Source organism: Streptomyces sp. H27-H1 (genome assembly GCF_026627445.1).
Taxonomy (GTDB): domain Bacteria; phylum Actinomycetota; class Actinomycetes; order Streptomycetales; family Streptomycetaceae; genus Streptomyces.
Genome location: NZ_JAPNLJ010000024.1, coordinates 94,836 through 114,380 on the forward strand (window position 1 = coordinate 94,836; position 19,545 = coordinate 114,380).

The 19,545-nt window shown below is 72.1% G+C and carries 15 protein-coding genes; 10 read left to right on the forward strand and 5 right to left on the reverse strand.

Annotated elements, in window-relative coordinates:
* The first annotated feature begins 19 nt into the window (after positions 1-19).
* Positions 20-400: a hypothetical protein gene (locus OTB20_RS24880; RefSeq protein WP_267820775.1), complete on the forward strand. Its 381-nt coding sequence runs from the start codon at positions 20-22 to the stop codon at positions 398-400.
* A gap of 118 nt (positions 401-518) precedes the next feature.
* A complete protein-coding gene (locus tag OTB20_RS24885) occupies positions 519-677 on the forward strand; it encodes a hypothetical protein (RefSeq protein ID WP_267820777.1) in 159 nt (52 codons plus the stop codon).
* A gap of 314 nt (positions 678-991) precedes the next feature.
* Here the strand turns inward: OTB20_RS24885 and OTB20_RS24890 are convergent, their stop codons facing one another.
* Positions 992-1,402 (reverse strand): hypothetical protein, encoded by a 411-nt coding sequence (locus OTB20_RS24890; RefSeq protein WP_267820779.1) that lies wholly within the window; start codon positions 1,400-1,402, stop codon positions 992-994.
* Positions 1,403-1,507: 105 nt separating this feature from the next.
* Complete coding sequence (locus tag OTB20_RS24895; RefSeq protein WP_267820781.1) at positions 1,508-1,696, reverse strand: hypothetical protein; 189 nt, start codon at positions 1,694-1,696, stop codon at positions 1,508-1,510.
* Between the two features lie 116 nt (positions 1,697-1,812).
* Between OTB20_RS24895 and OTB20_RS24900 the strand changes: the two genes are divergently transcribed.
* The 4 genes from OTB20_RS24900 to OTB20_RS24915 all read left to right on the forward strand — a co-directional run bounded on the left by OTB20_RS24900 (position 1,813) and on the right by OTB20_RS24915 (position 6,867).
* Positions 1,813-2,640: a hypothetical protein gene (locus tag OTB20_RS24900; protein ID WP_267820783.1), complete on the forward strand. Its 828-nt coding sequence runs from the start codon at positions 1,813-1,815 to the stop codon at positions 2,638-2,640.
* A gap of 82 nt (positions 2,641-2,722) precedes the next feature.
* Positions 2,723-4,750, forward strand: coding sequence for an FUSC family protein (locus OTB20_RS24905; RefSeq protein ID WP_267820785.1), 2,028 nt, complete (start codon positions 2,723-2,725; stop codon positions 4,748-4,750).
* 103 nt (positions 4,751-4,853) lie between these two features.
* Positions 4,854-5,594, forward strand: a complete 741-nt coding sequence (locus tag OTB20_RS24910) for a hypothetical protein (protein ID WP_267820787.1) — start codon at positions 4,854-4,856, stop codon at positions 5,592-5,594.
* 16 nt (positions 5,595-5,610) lie between these two features.
* Positions 5,611-6,867, forward strand: coding sequence for a sensor histidine kinase (locus OTB20_RS24915; protein ID WP_267820789.1), 1,257 nt, complete (start codon positions 5,611-5,613; stop codon positions 6,865-6,867).
* Positions 6,868-6,950: 83 nt separating this feature from the next.
* Here OTB20_RS24915 and OTB20_RS24920 read toward each other — a convergent pair whose 3' ends face one another.
* Complete coding sequence (locus OTB20_RS24920) at positions 6,951-9,053, reverse strand: PhoX family protein (RefSeq protein WP_267820791.1); 2,103 nt, start codon at positions 9,051-9,053, stop codon at positions 6,951-6,953.
* A gap of 310 nt (positions 9,054-9,363) precedes the next feature.
* Here OTB20_RS24920 and OTB20_RS24925 point away from each other — a divergent pair, with 310 nt between their 5' ends.
* Positions 9,364-10,872, forward strand: a complete 1,509-nt coding sequence (locus OTB20_RS24925) for a VWA domain-containing protein (protein WP_267820793.1) — start codon at positions 9,364-9,366, stop codon at positions 10,870-10,872.
* A gap of 57 nt (positions 10,873-10,929) precedes the next feature.
* Here the strand turns inward: OTB20_RS24925 and aspS are convergent, their stop codons facing one another.
* A complete protein-coding gene (aspS, locus tag OTB20_RS24930; RefSeq protein ID WP_267820795.1) occupies positions 10,930-12,735 on the reverse strand; it encodes an aspartate--tRNA ligase in 1,806 nt (601 codons plus the stop codon).
* 136 nt (positions 12,736-12,871) lie between these two features.
* On the opposite strand from aspS, the gene OTB20_RS24935 reads away from it, so the two are divergent.
* From OTB20_RS24935 to OTB20_RS24945, 3 genes are all read left to right on the forward strand, one after another.
* On the forward strand, positions 12,872-15,058 hold the full coding sequence (locus OTB20_RS24935; RefSeq protein ID WP_267820798.1) for a SpoIIE family protein phosphatase: 2,187 nt from the start codon (positions 12,872-12,874) through the stop codon (positions 15,056-15,058).
* Positions 15,059-15,150: 92 nt separating this feature from the next.
* Entirely contained in the window at positions 15,151-16,797 is a 1,647-nt protein-coding gene (locus OTB20_RS24940) for a hypothetical protein (RefSeq protein ID WP_267820800.1), read from the forward strand.
* Positions 16,798-16,957: 160 nt separating this feature from the next.
* A complete protein-coding gene (locus tag OTB20_RS24945; protein WP_267820802.1) occupies positions 16,958-18,025 on the forward strand; it encodes an AI-2E family transporter in 1,068 nt (355 codons plus the stop codon).
* A gap of 202 nt (positions 18,026-18,227) precedes the next feature.
* On the opposite strand, the gene trpS is transcribed toward OTB20_RS24945, so the two are convergent.
* A complete protein-coding gene (gene trpS / locus OTB20_RS24950; protein ID WP_267820804.1) occupies positions 18,228-19,289 on the reverse strand; it encodes a tryptophan--tRNA ligase in 1,062 nt (353 codons plus the stop codon).
* Positions 19,290-19,545 lie beyond the last annotated feature (256 nt).

Genomic DNA, 19,545 nt, shown 5'->3' on the forward strand with positions numbered 1-19,545 from the left:
GGCGGGGCACACCCTCCGCATGAGCGGGACACTGCGTGCGCGGACGGCACCGGACAGGGCCCTGAGGGCGGCCCTGACGGTGCTCTGCGTCATGCTGCTGTGCCTGTTCGGCGTCGGCGGGGCCGGGCCGTCCACCGCGACGGCCGAAGGGCCCCGCTCCGCCCCCAGCGCTCCGGCCGAGCCCACCGAGGCGCCGGCAGATCCGGTCGGCGATCCCGAGGTACGGGTGGCGGTACGGGTCCCCGCGCGCGCGGTTCCCGGCGTACGGGGGCTGCAGCGGCCGGTGTTTCACGTGAAACCTCCCCGGTCCGGGCCCGTGGAGCCGGACCAGCAGGCGGCGGGAGCGGGCGCGCCGACGGCGTCCCTGCGGGCGGTACGGGGTGTGGTCCTGCGCTGCTGACCGGGCCGAGAGGCCGAGCAGCAGCACCGCGCGCCCGGCACGGCCGGCGCCCGGCACACCGGGTGCCCGCCCCTGGCACGCGTCCCCCCACACCCCCGAAACACCGTGAGGTTCCGCCATGTCCTTCGACCCGTACCTGGCCCTGAACGCCATGCTCCGCGCCGAGGCCGCCCGCTTCTCCCCGCCGGCCCCACCCGTACGCAAGCCGGAACCGGAGTCCGCCAAGACCGCCCAGACCACCCCCGAGGCCCCGGCCGGAGACGACACGGCCGCGTAGGACTTCTCGTACGACTTCGCGAAGGCATGGCGCAGCGCACGCACCACGCGGGCTTCGCGTACGCATCGCGACATGAGGAAGCACCGGTTCCCGCGCCCTCGGCAACGGAGAGTGGTCACGTGAGGTTCGACCACGGGCACGGGAACCGGCGCCTCCACCAGTCTCGTCCACCGACCCACCCGCACAGCTCGGTCTTTTGTCCCTATTTGCCCAGCCGAAAGCACCGCTCCGACGAGTTGTCCCCAGGCTGGACGCCGGAGCCCCGGCCCCCGCACGCGGCGGGTGGCCGGGGCTCCGGCGTAAGCGAGCGGCCGCTAGGCGGCGCGCATGTGGTAGCGGTAGAAGGCCGCTACTCCTACGCCCGCGCCGACCAGCAGGCCCAGGCCCGAGCTCTTGAGGATGGATTCGCCGGCCAGGCTGTACAGGTAGCCGAAGGAGATTCCCGCGAAGACCGCGTACGCCGCCGCGTGCGGCTCCTGCGCCAGCCGGGGGCCGATCCGGGCCAGGGCCACCAGGCAGGCGGCGAAGATCGCGCCGCACAGGATCCCGTAGAAGACGTTGCCCGCGTCGACGGGCCCCATCTGACGCTTCATGAAGGCGGCGTAGACGCCGTAGACCAGTCCCATGAGCAGCGGTCGCACCAGGGCTGACCTGCTCGTGTGAGCCTCCGTGCCGGACACCGTCTGGCGGTGCCTCCGGGGGGCGGTGGGTGCCGCATGTGCCATGACGGACTCCTCTCTCCCATCATCCAGGGCACACCCGCGGCCCCCGACCGGCAACCGGAGCACCTGCCGGGTTGGTGGTGCTGCTCGTCATTCCAAGCTCCTGGGTCAGTTGCCCCACGGGGTTGCCCGGGCGTCGGCCTGCCGCCGGATCTCGTCGAGGTTCTGGGCGGCCAGCGCCCGGCGCCGCTCGTGCGAGGCCGCCGGCCGGGCCGCCGAGACCGCCCGGCCGTCACCGCTCCAGGACAGGTTGAGGCCGCTGGGCGGGGCCCACTCGACGCCCTCGCCCGTCTTCATAACCCGGACATTGAACGTCCAGAACACTTCGGGCAGGCACCGCCACGACCGACCCGCACCACCCGGCCGCAGCAACCCGGCTCGCGCGGCGCGCCCGGCCGCATTTCGCTGGTGACGTGCGGACCTTCCTCTCGGCGGTACTCATCGTGCTCGTGGCCCTGCTGGTGCCCGCGAGCGCAGTCGCGTACTGGGCCGACCACGAGCTCGGCAGCGCCGACCGCTACACCGCGGCCATGTCCCCGCTCGCATCGGATCCCGCCGTGCAGAACCTCGTCGTCACCCAGGCCGGCCGGGCCCTCTCCGGGCAGATCGACGCCGGCCCCTTCCAGGGCGGGGTCGACACCCTGCTCGGCGAGGCCCTGCAGTCGTTCGTCGGCACCCCGGCCTACCGCACCGCCTGGGACGCCGCGAACCGGGCCGCCCACGGCGCCTTCCTCCAGGCACTCACCACCGGTGACGGCAACGCCGTGAGCATCGACCTCGCGCCCGTGATCGCCCGGGTCAAGGGCGATCTCGTCGAGAACGGGGTGCCGTTCGCCGACCGCATCCCGGAGACCCGGCTGTCGGTGAAGGTCATGGAGTACGACAACCTCGGCGCACTCCGGAAGGGCTTCCGCATGCTGCAGATCGCCGGGGTCTGGCTCCCCGTCCTCACCGTGGTGCTCGCCGCCGCGGCCATCGCCGTGGCCGTCCGGCGCCGCCTGGCCGTCCTGGCCACCGGGCTGGGGCTGGCCGCCGGAGCCGTCCTGCTGTGGGCGGCCCTGGTCCTGTGCCGCCGCCTCACGCTGGACGACCTGCCGGCCGACATCGACCGGGCGGCCGCCGAAGCGGTGTACGACGCGCTCACCGCGTTCCTGCGGACCACCACCTGGGTGGTCCTGGCCGTCGGACTGGCCGCCGCACTGGCCGCCTGGCTGATGGGCCGGCTGCGCCGCACCCCATAAGCTCTGAACCGTACGCATAGGCGCGCAAATCAGCGGAACAACCCCGAAGAACCGATTCGCGAGCGACAGCACGGAAGCGGGAATGAGCACCGAACGCACCGAAGGCATACCGTCCGGGCCCTCCCGCCCGGACCGGGGACGATCGCGTGCGCCGGCCCCGCCCGGCTGGCTGCTGAAGGGGCTGCGGCCGAGCACCGCGCCGATCCCCTGGGCCGCCGTCCTGCGCGCGGGCATCGCGATGGCCGTCCCGCTGGCCGTCGGCTTCGCCCTCGACGAGCCCGAGTTCGGCGCGCTCGTCTCCATGGGCGCCCTGTCCGGGGTCATCGGCGACACCGCCGACGCCTACCGGATGCGCATCCTGAACATCGCCGTGCCCCAGTTCTTCGGGGCCGTCGGCGTCCTGCTGGGCACCCTGGTCTTCGATCGCGGCTGGCTCGCCGTCGGCGTCCTCACCCTGATCGCCCTGGTCTCCGGGATGATCTCCTCGATCGGCACCGTCGCCTCCGTCTCCGGCCTGATGCTCCTGCTGTACTCCGTGGTCGGCGCCGGCCTGCCGATGCCCCAGCCCTGGTGGGCGGCTCCGCTGCTGCTGAGCGCGGGCGGGCTGTTCGTGCTGGCGCTGTCCCTGCTGGGCTGGCCGCTGCGCGGCCGGCAGCCGGAACGCTCCGCCGTCGCCGGCGCCTACCGGGCCCTGGCCGACTGCCTGGAGGCCGCGGGCGGTCCGGGTCCCGCGTACGACGAGCGCCGCCACCAGGTCACCCAGGCCCTGAACCAGGCCTACGACCTCGTACTGGGCCGCCGGGCCCGGGTGCACGGGCGCAGTCCCTCGCTGGTGCGGATGCTGGCCCAGCTGAACGTACTGATCCCGCTGGTCGAGACCGCGCCCGCCGCGCACCTGCGCCGCAGACCGCTGTCCCCCGAGATCCCGGCGGCCGTTCGGGAACTCGCCGCAGCCGTCGAGGAGGGCCGCACCGGAACGCCCGTACTGGACCTGCCCGAGCCGGGCAGCCAGTCCGAGCGGGCCGTCGACGCCGCCCTGCGGCACGCGGCGACCATCGTGCTGCTGGCCGAGCCCGACCCGTACAACGTCGACGACCGGCTCGGCCGGCCCGCCGCGCTGGGGGTCCGGACCCGCCGGGCGGTGCGCGACATGATGTTCTCGGAGGCCTCCTGGCGCTACGGGCTGCGGCTCGCGCTGTGCATCGGGCTGGCGCAGGCGCTGGTGTCCGTGGTGGAGATCGAGCGCTCCTACTGGGTGGCGCTGACGGTCACCTTCGTCCTCAAGCCCGACTTCGGCTCGGTGTTCTCCCGGGCCGTCCTGCGCGCACTGGGCACCGCCGCCGGGCTGGTCATCGCGGCCGCCGTACTCGCGGAGGTGCCGCGCGGCTGGTGGGACGTACCCGTGATGGTGGTCCTCGCGGCGCTGATCCCGGCCTTCTCCGTGCGGGGGTACGCCTTCCAGACCGCGGCGATCACGCCGGTGATCCTGCTGCTCTCGGACCTGCTCAACCACCAGGGCTTCGACCTGATCCGGCCCCGGCTGCTGGACAGCATCATCGGTTGCGCCATCACCCTGGTCGCGGGCTACCTGCTGTGGCCCGAAAGCTGGCACACCCGGATCGGCGACCGGCTCGCCGACACGGTGGACGACGCCGCCCTGTACGTGGAGCGGGCCTTCGGCGGCCATCCCGACACCGAGGCCGGCCTACGAGCGGCCCGCACCGCCCGCCTCCAGGCCCGCCGCCGCATCTACCGGGAGCTGTCGGGCGTGCGCAGCGAGTTCCAGCGGGCACTGACCGAGCCGCCGCCGACCGGGGAGCGGGCCGCCGCGTGGTGGCCGCTGGTCGTCGCCGTCGAGCGGATCGTCGACGCGACGACGGCCGCGCGGGTCCGGGTCAACCACGGCGCGGAGCCCCCGGGCGCCGCGGAGGTCGCGGCGATCGCCGAAGACCTGCGGACCCTGGCCCACGGCGTCCGCCAAGCCCACACCCCCACCCAACTGCACCCCACCGCACCCCTCACGCCGGACGAAACCTCCGTCCTGTCCCCGGTCCGCCAGGAACTGGCGGCAGCCCGGGCCATCGCGGACCCGGCCCGCGACTCCCCGTAGGCCCACCTCGCGGCGGCCTCCCGGCCCCGGCGACGGCGCCGCGCCGTCCCCCCAATGGCCCCGCCCCCGGGCCGCCCCGCTCCCGGCAGGGGAGCATCAGGACATGAGGCCCTTCCTCCGGCACGGCCGGGCCATCCTCCTCACGACGGCCCTGTCGGCAGCCGCCGGCTGCGCCGACGTGGAGGGCCTGCGCGACGACGGCGACCTCGGCACGGTGCACGCCCCCCGCAGCCTGTGGAAGGACATCCGCCCCGACCCCCCGGCCCCCGGCCAGCAGCCCGGCGCGGCCACCGCCGTCCCGGGTCTCGCCAAGGTCCCCGACCTGTCCATGCGGGGCGTGAACGCCGTGGACGTCGTACGGGCCGACATCACCGCCGCCACCGCCGCGGACGCCGGCACCGGCCGCCTCGTCGACCCCCGGGCGATCCAGCGGCTCGCGCTCTGCACACAGGCTGTGGACGGCGGTCCCGACTGCCCCGTGCGGCCCGCCGTCCTGGCCGATGTGACGGGCAACGGCAGGGACGAACTGATCACCGCCCTGGACATCGACGGCCGGCTCAGCGAACTGCGCGTCTACACCGTCCAGGAAGACGGGACGATCACCCGCATCCTGTCCCGGCGCGCCGTACTGCAAGGCGTGGAGGTGGCCGCCGAGCACCTGGCGGTCCGCGAGCCGACCTCGAACCCGGAGAAGGTCTCCATCTCCGACTACATCTGGGACCCGGAGGCCGGGATCCTGAACCTCTCCCAGCTCACCCTCGACGACTGCCCGGGCGCCCCGGACGACGCCGGCCCGTGCCCGGCCCCGGTCACGGCCTCGGTCACGCCCTCGGGCACGGGCTGAGGAGGGCGGGCCCGCGATGCGTCGGACGAGCAGCCTGCGCTGGAAGATCGCCATGACCACCACCGCCGTGTGCTGCGCGGTCGCGGCCGTGCTCGGCATCCTCGTGCACAACGTGGTCGCCCACCAGCTCGCCGGTGAGGTCCGCAAGGACCTGGACAGGGAGCTGGACTACGCCCTGAGCGAGTACGAGTACGGCACCGCCCGCGGCGACGGGAACAGCGCCCTCGACCCGCCCGGCCTCCCGGCCCCGCTGCGCGAGCTGGTCACGCGCGGGCTGACCGGCAGCATGATCGGCGAGCAGGGCGGCAAACCCGTCATGTGGGCGGCCGGCCCTGCCGACGGCAAGGCCCTGGCCGTCTGGATTCCCTACGAGAGCACCCGCACGCGGCTCCGGGAGACCGACGCCGCCATCCTGGTCTCCGCCGTCCTCGCCGCCGGGCTGGTGGCCCTCGCCGGCCTCTTCCTCGCCAACCGCATCAGCCGCCGGCTCGCCACCACTGCTGCCGTGGCCCGCCGGATCAGCGCCGGGGACCTCGATGCGCGCGTGGGATTCCCGGCCGACGGGGAGGGGCCGCGCCCGCGCGCCCGCGACGAGGTACGGGACGTGGCGCAGGCCCTCGATTCCATGGCCGCCTCGCTCCAGGGCCGGCTGGAGGCGGAGAAGCGGTTCACCGCGGACGTGGCGCACGAGCTGCGCACCCCGCTGACGGGGTCCCTGGCCGCGGCCGCGCTGCTGCCCGAGGGCCGGCCCAAGGAGATGATCAACGACCGGCTCAAGGCCCTGCACCTGCTCACCGAGGACCTGCTGGAGGTCTCCCGGCTGGACTCGGGCGTCGAACGGGCCGACCTGGCCCGGGTGGAGCTCGGCCGGGCCGTGGAGCGGGCCGCGGCGAGCACCCGGCTGCCCGTCGCGGTACGGATCGAGCGGGACGCGGTGGTGCTCACCGACCGGCGCCGACTGGACCGGATCCTGGCCAACCTGCTGGTCAACGCCCACAAGCACGGGGGGCCGCCGATCGAAGTGACCGTCACCGGCCCGCTGGTGACCGTACGCGACCACGGGCCCGGCTATCCGGCCGAGCTGATCGAGCAGGGCCCGCGGCGCTTTCGCACCGGGGATCCGGGACGCGGACGGGGCCACGGACTCGGCCTCACCATCGTGGCCGGACAGGCGGCGGTGCTGGAGATCGAGCTGAGCTTCTCCAACGCCCCCGACGGCGGCGCGGTGACCACGCTCCTGCTGCCGGTCGGGCGCCTGCTTGAAGGAAGTTGAGCGGAGCGGCCCGATGTTTCACGTGAAACATCGACAAGCATCGGCCGCGCCGCGAGATCAACTCGACCTGGTCCGCAGGCGGATCAGACGCCGATGTTCTTGCCGTCCTTGCGCCAGACCGATACGACCGACGGACGGACGATCTTGCCGGGACCGTCGGGCCACACCGACTGCGGCTTCTCGACGGACGCGCCGTCGATCTCGCCCGGGTGCTGCACGGCGACCAGGACGCGCTTGTCCTGGATGATCGGACCGCAGGTCTCGGCACCGCGCGGAACGGTCAGGAACTGCTTCAGCTCACCACGGCGCTCACCGGCGGTCGCGACGCCGAACAGGCCGTCGTGCGAGCCGAGCTGGTTGCCGTCGGTGGAGATCCACAGATTGCCGTGCGGGTCGAAGGCGACGTTGTCCGGGCAGGAGATCGGGCTGACCTTGTCCTTCGGGAAGCCCGCGAAGTAGGTCGACGGGTCGTTCGGGTCGCCCGCGACCAGGAAGAGCCGCCAGGCGAAGCCGTCCCCGGCCGGGTCGTCGAAGTTCTCGGCGAGCTCCAGAATCTGGCCGTGCTTGTTCAGGTTGCGCGGATTGGCCTCGGTCGCGCCTTCCTTGCCGGCCTTGCCGCGGTCGGTGTTGTTCGTCAGCGCGATGTAGACGCGGCCGGTGCGCGGGGACGGCTCGACGTCCTCGGGACGGTCCATCTTGGTCGCGCCGACCTTGTCACCGGCCAGGCGCGTGAAGACGGACACCTCTTCGGCGGTCATGCCCTCGACGTGCGAGACGTTCCCGGACGGGGACGAGGTGAGGATCTTGATCCACGCGCCGGAGCCGTCGAACTCCCCGTCGGAGGCGAGCTTGCCGGAACCGTCGAACTCGGCGGCCGGGGAGTCACCGGTGAGCTTGGCGACGTAGAGGGTGCCCTCGTCGAGCAGCGTGAGGTTGTGCTCCTTCGCCGCGCGCGAGTCGCCCTTCTTCATCTGCTTCGACGAGACGAACTTGTAGAAGTAATCGAAGCGCTCGTCGTCGCCCATGTAGACGACGGGGCGGCCGTCCTCGGTCAGGCGGGGCTGCGCGGCCTCGTGCTTGAAGCGGCCGAGCGCGGTGCGCTTGCGCGGGGTGGAGTCCGGGTCGTACGGGTCCAGCTCGACGACCCAGCCGAAGCGGTGCGACTCGTTGGGCTCCTGCGCGACGTCGAAGCGCTTGTCGAACCGCTCCCACTTGCGCTCGGTGGCGCCGGACGTCACGCCGTAGCGCTTCAGGCGGGCGCTCCGGGTGGGGTCGGTGACCAGCCCGGCGTTCCCGAAGTACTGGTTGAAGTTCTCCTCGCCGTGGAGGGTGGTGCCCCACGGGGTGGTGCCGCCGGCGCAGTTGTTGAGGGTGCCGAGGGCCTTGGTACCAGTGGCGTCGACGGAGGTCTTCACCAGATCGGAGCCGGCGGCCGGGCCGGTCAGCCTGAACTCGCTGGTGGCGGTCAGACGGCGGTTGAGCCGGTGGCGGTTGACGGCGGTCAGCTTGCCGCTGCGGTGGTCCTCCTGGACCACGACCACCGACAGACCGTGCGCGGCCCAGGCGATCTCGACCTGCTCGCGGGTCGGGTTGGCCGGGTCGTAGCCCTTGAACATGAGGTTCTCGTCCGTGTACTCGTGGTTGGCCACGAGCAGCTGTCGGCGCTCGTAGTCGCCGCCGAGCGGGAGAAGGCTCAGGAAGTCGTTGTTGTACCCGAACTGACCGGCCTGGGCGGCTGCGGTCTGCTTGTCCGGGTTGAAGCCCGGCGCGCCCTTGACGATCGGCTCGCCCCACCGGATGACCACGTTCTGCTCGTACCCCTGGGGGACGGAGACCTGGTCGGCGGTGTTCGGCGCGACGGGCTTGAAGCGCAGGCCGCGGGCGCCTTCGGCGTTGACGCCGGCGCCGCCGGCGCGCTGCGCCGGGGCGGTGGGATCCGCGGTGGCGGAGGAGCCGTTGCCGCTCAGCGTGAGGGCGGTACCGGCGGCCGTGGCGACCGTGACGACGGCGGCCGAGCGGAGCATCGCGCGGCGGGAGTAGGCGCGGGCTATGACGTCGCCGACGTACTCGTTGTCGCTGGTGTTCGGCACCTCGTGGAAGCAGGCGTCACCGCACCGGTAGCGGCAGGTGAGAGCGGAACGGCCGCCGCCGTGAGAAGTGCCGATGAGCGGCAGGAGCTTGCGCACGAGTGTCCTCCGTAGATGCACGGTCCCCGACAACGTGTCGGAACAATCTGTCGGTGACGCTATGGGCGGGTTGCGCCGAAGCGGCGGCCGATGGATGAACGCCCGGTGAATCCGGCACGTCGGAGCGGCAGTTCGGGGGCAGAACGGGTGCGTTTGAACAGTGGACGCCACGAAAGGTGCCCCTCCCGAAGTTCCGGCCAAGGGGCCGATAACCTTACGTGTCCACTCTGGGCAGGGATCTACAGCGCAGCACGGACAAATGACGCACACACTCATGCGAAAGGCCTGGCCCATGGGTATTCGGAGCTTGTTGCGCAAGGTATTCGGACGGACCTCTGAAGCGGTTCCGGAGACGACCGGCGCCGCTTCGGCGGCCCTTCCGAGCCAGACCGAACGCACTCCCCTGGACGCGGCGGCCGAACTGGTCGCCGCCTCCTTCGACAACCCCACGGTTCCCCCGCAGTCCACTCCGCGGGACCTCGAACCTGGCACCGTACTCACCGCCCCGGCCCCGGCCCCCAACGCGGACCCCACGGTCCCGGAGGCCCGCCGGTCCTCCACCGGCGGTTCATCGGGAGCCCCCGCGGCCCCGGTCGCACCGCAGGCGCCGGCCAAGACCGAAGCGGAACCGGCCGCCGAAGAGGCGACCGCTGTCGCAGCCGTGGCCGAACCGGCCGCCGAGGCAACGCCGCAGACCCCCGCGGAGCCGGAGACCCTCACGGCCGAGCCCGTGGCGGCCGAAGCCGAACCGCAGGCGAAGGCCGAGCCGGTCACCGCCGAGGCGGACGTGACCCGGCCGGAGGCGGAAGCCGCGCCCGACGCCGACACCGCCGAACCGCAGGCCGACGCAGCCACCCCGGAAGCGGAGGCCGAACCGGTCACCGCGGAACCGGAAGCGGAGGCCACTCCGGTCGCCGCAGAGCCGGAAGCGGAGGCCACTCCGGTCGCCGCGGAACCGGAAGCGGAAGCCGAGCCGGTCGCCGCAGAGCCGGAGCAGCAGGTCATCGCCGAGGCCGAGCCCGTGGCAGCCGACGCAGAGCCCGAGCCCGTAGCGGCCGAGCCCGTCGCGGCCGAAGCCGAAGCCGAGCCCGTCGCGGCCGAAGCCGAAGCGCCGGAGGCGCTGGAGGCCCCGGAGGAGGCCGGCTCCGACGCCGTCGCCGCCCCCGCGCACGCCCTCGCGGCGGTGAAGCGGCAAGCGCCCGCGATCACGGCCGCGTACAAGGCCGCCGGGCAGGTCCTGCGCACCAAGGGGAAGGCCGGCGCCCGCGCCACCGTGTTCCTCGTGCTCGACCGGTCGGGATCGATGCGCCCGTTCTACAAGGACGGCAGCGTCCAGTACCTCGCCGACCACGCCCTCGCGCTCGCCGCGCACCTCGACGAGGAGGCCACCGTCCGCACGGTGTTCTTCTCCACCGAGCTGGACGGCGCCGCCGACCTGTCCCTCGACGCCTACGACGAGGCCTGGGTCGAGGTCCGTCACGCGGAGCTCGGCCGGATGGGCCGCACCAGCTACCACGCCGCCGTGGAGGCCGTCGTGGAGCGCTACCAGAAGGACGGCGGCGAGGGCCCGGCCCTGGTCCTCTTCCAGACCGACGGCGCCCCCGACAACCGGCAGCCGGCCAGGGCCGCCCTGACCGAGGCGGCCACCACCGCCCCGGGTATCCACTGGCAGTTCGTCGCCTTCGGCGAGCACGACTCCAAGGCCTTCGACTTCCTGCGCAAGCTGGACGCCGGCAACGCGGGCTTCTTCCACGCCGGCCCCGCTCCGGCCGAACTGGCCTCGGTCGCCCTCCTGAAGGGCCTCCTGGAAAAGTTCTAGACGACGCGGAAGGGCCCGGGATCCGAATGGATCCCGGGCCCTTCCGCGTAAGACGGCTTACTGGTGGGGCTTAACGGCCTTCTCGACCGGCTCGGTGGTCTTCGTCTCCACCGGCTTGCGCAGCGCGATGTTCAGCTCGCGCAGGCGGGTCTCCTCCAGGATGGTGGGCGCGCCCATCATCAGGTCCTGCGCGTTGCCGTTGAGCGGGAAGGCGATGGTCTCGCGGATGTTCGGCTCGTCGGCGAGCAGCATGACCATGCGGTCCACACCCGGGGCGATGCCACCGTGCGGCGGGGCGCCGAGCCGGAAGGCACGCAGCATGCCGGCGAACTCGCGCTCGACGGTCTCGGCCTCGTAACCGGCGATCTCGAAGGCCTTCAGCATGAGCTCGGGCTCGTGGTTGCGGATGGCGCCGGAGGACAGCTCGATGCCGTTGCAGACGATGTCGTACTGCCACGCCAGGATGTCGAGCGGGTCCTTCTCCTCCAGGTCCTTCATGCCGCCCTGCGGCATGGAGAACGGGTTGTGGGAGAAGTCGATCTTGCCGCTCTCCTCGTCCCGCTCGTACATCGGGAAGTCGACGATCCAGCAGAACCGGAAGACGTCCTCCTCGAACTGTCCGGCGCGCTTGGAGGCCTCGACGCGGACGCCCGCCATGATCTTGGAGACCTCGTCGAACTCTCCCGCGCCGAAGAACACGGCGTGACCGGCGGCCAGGCCGAGGCGCTCGGTGAGGACCTTGACGTTCTCCTCGGTGAGGAACTTGGCGATCGGGCCGGTCAGCGCACCGTCCTCGCCCACGCGGACCCAGGCCAGGCCCTTGGCGCCCAGCGAGATCGCGTACTCGCCGAGGCCGTCGAAGAACTTGCGCGACTGGCCCGCGGTGTCCGGGACCGCCAGGGCGCGCACGTGCTTGCCGGCGAACGCCTTGAACTCCGAGCCCTCGAACACGTCGGTGATGTCGACGAGCTCCAGCTTGGAGCGCAGGTCGGGCTTGTCGTTGCCGTACTTCAGCATCGACTCGCGGAACGGGATCCGCGGGAACGGGGAGGTGACCTCGCGGCCCTTGCCGAACTCGGTGAAGATCTCCGTCATCAGCCGCTCGATCGGCTGGAAGACGTCCTCCTGCTCGACGAAGGACATCTCGACGTCGAGCTGGTAGAACTCGCCCGGCGAACGGTCGGCGCGGGCGTCCTCGTCGCGGAAGCAGGGCGCGATCTGGAAGTACCGGTCGAAGCCGGAGATCATCAGCAGCTGCTTGAACTGCTGCGGCGCCTGCGGGAGCGCGTAGAACTTGCCCGGGTTCAGCCGGGACGGGACGACGAAGTCACGGGCGCCCTCGGGGGAGGTCGCGGTGAGGATCGGGGTCGCCATCTCGTTGAAGCCGAGGGCCACCATCTTGGAGCGGATGGAGGCGATGACGGCCGAGCGCAGCATGATGTTGCGGTGCATGCGCTCGCGGCGCAGGTCGAGGAAGCGGTACTCCAGGCGCCGCTCCTCGTTCACCCCGTCGTCGGTGTTGATGGTGAAGGGCAGCGGGGCGGCCGCGCCGAGCACCTCGACCGCGGTGGCCTCGACCTCGATGTCGCCGGTGGCGAGCTCGGGGTTGACGTTGTCCGTTCCGCGGGAGACGACCTTGCCGTCGATGCGGACGACGGTCTCCTTGGTGACGCTGCTGAGCGCCTCGTTCGCGGCGGTGCCGGGACGGGCGACGAGCTGCGTGATGCCGTAGTGGTCACGCAGATCGATGAAGAGGATGCCGCCCAGGTCTCGACGATTGTGCAGCCAGCCGCTCAGCCGGACGTCGGAAGCGACGTCGGAGGCACGGAGCTCGCCGCACGTGTGGGACCTGTACCGATGCATCAGTCATCCAGTTCTACGTGATACCAGGGTGGATTCAACCGTGCCAAGGTTACCGTCCGGGCGGGACACCGTGCGGGCACGCCCGGTGAGGGCGGCGAACAGGCACGTCAGGCGTATCACCTGTAAAGATGACCAGGTGCGCACAGAGGACGTCCTGGCAGCCATCGCGACCGGTCTGTGGCGATGGGACAACGCCTCCGGGACGGTCACCCTCGACAGCGAGGCCGCCCGGTTGCTCGGGCTGCCCGCCGAGCCCGTCGCACTGCCCGAGGTCGCCGTGCGCTCGCGCTTCCATCCGGTGGACTGGAACGAGATCAACGGCATCGTGAACCTCGCCGTGGCCGAGGGCACCCTCGCCGAAGCCCGGTTGAGGATCATGGACGAGGACGGGCGCGTGCTGCGCACCGTGCGGAGCCGCTCGAAGCCGCTGGAGAACCGTAGTGCGGACGGCAGCGTCGACTACGAGCTGATCGGCACCATCCAGGAGATAGCCGAGGCCCAGCCCGGCACCACGGCCGTGCACACCCCGATCACCGGCGACTGGCGCCGCTCGCGCGAGGCGTTCCTGCTCGACGCCGGGCGGGCGCTGGCCGAGGCCCGCTCCACCGCCGAGGTCCTGCGGGTGGCGGCCTCGCTCTCCATGCCCGGGTTCATCCCCGACGGACTGGCCGTCTTCGGCGTTTCCGGCGACCGGCTGTCGATCATCGGGCACCACGGGCACGACCCCGGGGACGAGGGCCCCTTCGCGGACATGCCGCTGCAGACCGACTACCCGGCCGCGGAGGTCGTCCGTACCGGCCGGGCGATCTACCTCCCCAGCCCGGAGGACTACAAGCGCCGCTTTCCGGCCACCTGGCCGCTCGCCCAGCGCTTCGGCCGGATCTCCTGGGCCTTCCTGCCGCTGATCGTCGCTGGACGCACCATGGGCGCCTGGATGGCCGCGTTCAAGCACCCGGTGTACTTCTCCCCCGACGAGCGCTCCGTCCTGACGACGGTGGCCCGGATGCTCGCGCAGGCGCTCCAGCGCGCCGGAGTGGCCGAATCCGAGCGGGAGCTCACCACCGGCCTGCAGCGCTCGATGATGCCCCAGCTCGGCCCCGAGATCCCCGGGATGACCATCGCCGCCCGCTACGTGCCGACCGGCGGCGGGCTCCAGGTCGGCGGGGACTGGTACGACATGATCCCACTGCCATCGGGACGGTTCGCGCTGGTCATCGGCGATGTCCAGGGCCACGACGTACGGGCGGCCGGGCTCATGGGCCAGCTCCGGATCGCGGTGCGCGCGTACGCCTCCGAGGGCCACCGGCCCGACGCGGTGCTCTCGCGCGCCTCCCGGTTCCTGGAGGGCCTGTGCTCGGAGCAGGGCACCGGCACGGAATCCGACGCGGACTCCGACGCGGACTCCGATTTCCAGAGCCCGCGCTTCGCGACCTGCCTGTACGTGGAGTGCGATCCGCAGACCGGCCTGCTGGAGGTGGCCCGCGCCGGGCACCCCGACCCGGCGGTGCGGATGGCCGACGGCACGGTCCTGATGCGGCCCACCGCGGGCGGGCTGCCGCTCGGCATCGTGCCGGACACCGACTACCCGACGACCCGGTTCACGCTGGAACCCGGCGAGACGATGATGCTCTGCACCGACGGGCTCATCGAGACGGGCGGACACGACCTCGACACGGGCTGGGCGCGGCTGCGGGCCATCCTGGAGTCGCAGACCCCCGAGGCCGAGGACCCGGAGCCCCGCCACCTGGAACGGCTGGCCGACCTGCTGGTCCAGGCGGTGCACGGCCCGTCCTCGCACCACACCACCGGCCCGCTGGCCGACCGGCGCGAGGACGACATCGCCGTCGTGCTGCTCTGCCGCGAGGGCGCGGGCTGCGGCTGCGAGACCCCGCTGCCGCATCCGGCCCGGCCGGCCCGGCGCACCCTGACGACCGTCGCCCAGGCGGAGCCGGAGCGCGTCTCGGGCGTCCGCCAGCAGATCCGGGAGCTGCTGCACGACTGGGCGGACCCGGAGCAGGTCGACTCGGCGGTGCTGATGGTCTCCGAGATGGTGACGAACGTACTGGTCCACACGGACGGGGACGCGCTGCTGACGGCCGAGGCGATCGGCGAGCTCGGCGCGCGCCGGCTGCGGGTGGAGGTGGCGGACGGCTCCGACGAGCTGCCGCACAAACGGCACCCGGGCGAGATGGCGTCGAGCGGGCGGGGCGTCCTGTTGCTGGAGATGCTCGCGCACGACTGGGGCGTCGACCCGCGCGGCGAGGGCAAGTCCACGTGGTTCGTGCTCCTCGAGCAGTCGAAGCCGGACCAACCCGAGGACTGATCCCCGGACCCGTACAACCATCGGGCGGGGTGAGCGGTCTCTTCACCGATCGGTCCAGCGACCGGTCGACGGAGAGATCCCTGGGGGGACACATGAAGAAGCGCATCAGCGCCGTGCTCTGCGCGGCCACCGCCATGGGGGGCGTACTGGCCGTGCCCACGGGCGCCCAGGCGGCGGACCCCTTCCCGAAGGGGTTCCACGCGGAGGTGGCCAACGAGGAGGTCAACCTCTCCTTCAATACCTGGGACGCGCCCGCGGACCTCAAGGTGCACGTGCGTAAAAAGGGCACGACCACGCGGGTCGCCACCATCACGGGCCTCTCCGCGAGGGAACCGGAATGCACTTCGTCCTGCGAAGACCCGATACCCCCCACGACGCGGTACTTCTCCACCGGGCCGCTGAAGCTCCCCGACCTCGGGGAGTACACCCTCGACGTGGAGTACGACGGCACCGAGGGCGACACCGTCCTCCATCAGGACAAAGCGGCCCTGAAGTACCAGCTGCGCCCGGTCTTCGAGAACGTGAAGGCCTCGGACTCGGTGTCGTTGGCACAGCTGGACACGGTGGTCTCGGGCGACGTGCAGATCCACGACCCCCGCGACAGCTCTCGCAAGCCCTTCGCGGGCGGCACGGTCACACGCCTCATCGGCACCGCCTCCACGCCGGTCACCACCGACGCGCAGGGACACTTCGAGTCCAAGGTCACGCTCTCCGGTGCCGAGCCGCTTCGCCCGCACGCCTGGGCCGAAGGGTGGTACTACGTGGCCATCGACCTCGCGGCCGAGCTGAACGGCGCTACGGCAAAGGCCTCCCCGGAGAACCCCTCCGTGTCCCACCGGAGGGCCCGTATCACCCGGGATGCCACGAAGGTGACCGGCGCCTACGGCACGCGGGGCAAGGTCGGCGGCACCGTCGACTGGCAGACTCCCGACGGCACGTACAAGCCGGTACCCGCGGGCATGAAGATCAAGGTCGGATCGGAGACGGTCAGCACGGACAGCACGGGCCGCTTCGCCGCGTTCCCCCAGTTCCGTGCGGACACCAGCTGGACGGTCGTCGAGGACTCTCCCTGGCTGTACGGGAGCGGCCCGCAGGTGGCGGTGGACACCACGGCCGGAACCCTCCTCTCCGGTTTCAGGGCCGCAGTGGACCAGTACAAGACCGTGAACGTGAAGGCCCAGTTCGAGCGCGGTGAGATCCCGGCCGGGACCACCGCGCTGAAGGTGGACGTCGAGACCTCGGCGGACGGCAAGACCGGCTGGACCACCCGCAAGAGCGTCAACGTCGCCACCCAGCCCGGCGCCAACGCCGCGGCCACGGTCGAGACGACGCTGCCCTACCCGGGCCCCGGCTACGTACGGCTCCGGTACGCCGGCACCCCGGCGATCCACGGCGCCGTCACCCCCGCCGTCAAGATCGCCCGCACCATGACGGCCATCCCGCGGTTCGACGCCGCCCCCGAGCCCGCCAAGAAGGGCCAGCCGCTCACGGTCACCGGCACCCTCAACCACGCCGACCCCACCTGGAAGCCCCTCCCCGACCAGAGCGTCCAGTACTACTTCCGGCCCACCGGAACCACCACCTGGAAGCTCATGGGCGACTCCAGGACCACCGCCGACGGCACCTTCACCAAGGCCTTCACCGCCGACCGGACCGGCTCCTGGTACGCCCGCTACTCGGCCGACACCACCCACTTCATGGCGGCCAGCCCCGTGGACGAGGTCATCGTCAACCCGTAGTACCCGCCCCCGGACCCGCGCCCGCTGAAGCGCCGCGCATCCGGTACCCCCCGGTACCGGACGGGCAGCGCCCCGGAGCGCCGGACGGGCAGCGGCGGTCGGCCGCCGCTGCCCGGCGGGGCGCGGCCGGGGCCCGGTCCGGGGCTGCTTGGATGCGGAGGTGTTGACCGAACTCCTTCCCCCGCCCGCCCGCCGGTTGCTCGCCTGGTGCATCCTCCTGCTGCTCGTCGTCGGCGTGGCAGCCGTCGGGGTCTGGGTGTGCGTCACCTTCAAGACGGCCATCACACCCGTCCTGCTGGCCCTGCTCGGTACCGCCCTGCTGGGGCCCCTGCACCGGCGGCTCACCCGGATCGGGGTGAACCGCTCCGTCGCCGCCGGACTGACCTGCCTGGCCGTCGTGGGGGTGGTCGGCGGGGCCACGTACGTGGTGGTGCGCGCGCTCCTCGAGACCGGCGACCAGATCATCTCCGGCCTTGAGCAGGCGGGCGCGGACCTCGCCAAGCACGTCGGCGCCGCCGGGACCTCGCTGGAGGACCTCGCGGTGAACTCCAAGGAGCTCCTGGCCAAGTTCGGCGGCACGGCCGCCTCCGGGGTGATCAGCGGGATCAGCGTCGTCGGCGAGATGATGGCCACCGCCGTCCTCGCCCTGCTCCTGATCTTCTTCTTCCTCCGCGACTCCGACCGCGCCGCCGGCGCCCTGCGCGCGATGGCGCCGGGTGCCCGCGCCGACACCGTGGAGGCCATGGCCCGCCGGGCGTTCCAGGCCGTCGAGGGGTTCATGCGCGGCACCACCTTCATCGCCGCGATCGACGCCGTCTGCATCACCATCGGCCTGCTGGTGCTCCGCGTGCCCGGGGCGGTGGGGCTCGGCGCGCTGGTGTTCGTCGGCGCCTACATCCCGTACCTCGGCGCCTTCATCTCCGGCGCGGTCGCGGTGCTCGTGGCCTTCGCCGACCGGGGCTGGGTGATCGGGCTGTGGGCGCTGGGCGTGGTGCTGGCCGTCCAGGTGCTGGAGGGGCACGTGCTGCAGCCCATGATCCAGAGCCGGACCGTGCAGATGCATCCGGCGGTGGTCATGCTGGCGATCACCGCCGGGGCGAGCGTCGCGGGCATCCTCGGGATGCTGCTCGCCGTGCCCCTGACGGCCGCCGCCTTCGGCGTGGTCTCCGAGCTGCGGTCCCGGTACGGGGTCGGTGGCGCGGGCAAGGCGGGTACGGCGGGGGCCTGACCCTCAGCTCCTGCGATGACGCCGACCAGGTGGTCCAGGCAGGTGGCCAGACGGGCCGGCCGGCTGCGGCCCGGGGGGGGCAGGCCGAGGCCCACGGGCACCGCCCGGACCCGGAAGGTGTGCCTCGGCCATTGCGGAACACCGCGTCGGACACCGGACGCGGCACCGGAACCGAGCCCGAGCCCGCTCCCGCGCCCCGGCATCAGTACACGGTCCCCATCGCGGCGCGGACCTCGGCCAGGGTGGTTTCGGCGACCGCGTTCGCACGCTCGTTGCCCCGTCGCAGGACGTCCCGTACGTGGCCGCGGTCGGCCGCGAGCTCCGTACGGCGGGCCCGCAGGGGTGCCAGGTGTTCGTTGACGGCCTCGGTGACCACCTTCTTCAGCTGGACGGCGCCGCCGTCGCCGATCTCCTCCGCGAGCTCCTGCGGGTCCCGGTCCTGGCAGAGCGCGGCGAGCAGCAGGAGGCTGGAGACCTCGGGTCGGGCGTCCGGGTCGTAGGTGATGCGGCGGACCGCGTCGGTCTTGGCGCCCTTGAGGAGGCGGGCGGTTTCGTCGGCGGTGGCCGACAGGGTGATCGCGTTGCCCCGGGACTTGCTCATCTTGGTGCCGTCGGTGCCGAGCAGCAGCGGCGCGGCGGACAGCAGCGCCTCGGGCTCGGGGAAGACCGGCGTCCGGCCGGCGGCGTAGCGCTCGTTGAAGCGGCGGGCGATGGTGCGGGTGACCTCCAGGTGCGGGAGCTGGTCCTGGCCCACGGGCACCACACCGGCCTTGCAGAAGAGGATGTCGGCGGCCTGGTGCACCGGATAGGTGAACATCAGCCCGCTCACCGAGACCTGCCGGGAGTGCGCGATCTCGTCCTTGACGGTCGGGTTGCGGCGCAGTTCCGCCACCGACACCAGGGACAGGAAGGGCAGCAGCAGCTGGTTGAGGGCGGGCAGCGCGCTGTGCGCGAAGACCGTGGAGCGCTCGGGGTCGATGCCCGCGGCCAGGTAGTCGAGTACGAGTTCCTCGACGTGCTCGCCGAGGTGTTCGGCGACGTCCCGGTCGGTGAGCACCTGGTAGTCGGCCACGATCACGAAGGTGTCCACGCCCAGGTCCTGCAGCCGTACCCGGCCCCGCAGGGTCCCGAAGTAGTGCCCCAGGTGCAGCCGCCCGGTCGGCCGGTCCCCGGTCAGCACCCGCAGCTGCCCCGGGTCGGCCGCGATCCGCTCCTCCAGCTCGGTACTGCGCCGCCGCGCCGCCGAAAGGTCGTACTTACTCACGGGCTTCTCCTGCTCTCTGCGCGCGGGATGGGCCGGGGCCCCTGATCACGGTCGAGCTGCTTACACCAGATGCAGACCAGATGCAGACCAGATGATTCAAGTATAGCGCACAAAAAGGGCAGTTACTTACTTAGAGGCCGCGCAGATAGGCGCGGTGGCGCCATCTCGGTAGCAGAGCAGGCACAAGTCTTGGCGATCATGGAGTTGCGACGCTCTGTGATCACCGGGGAGACCTGTGCCTGTACTGCCATCATGG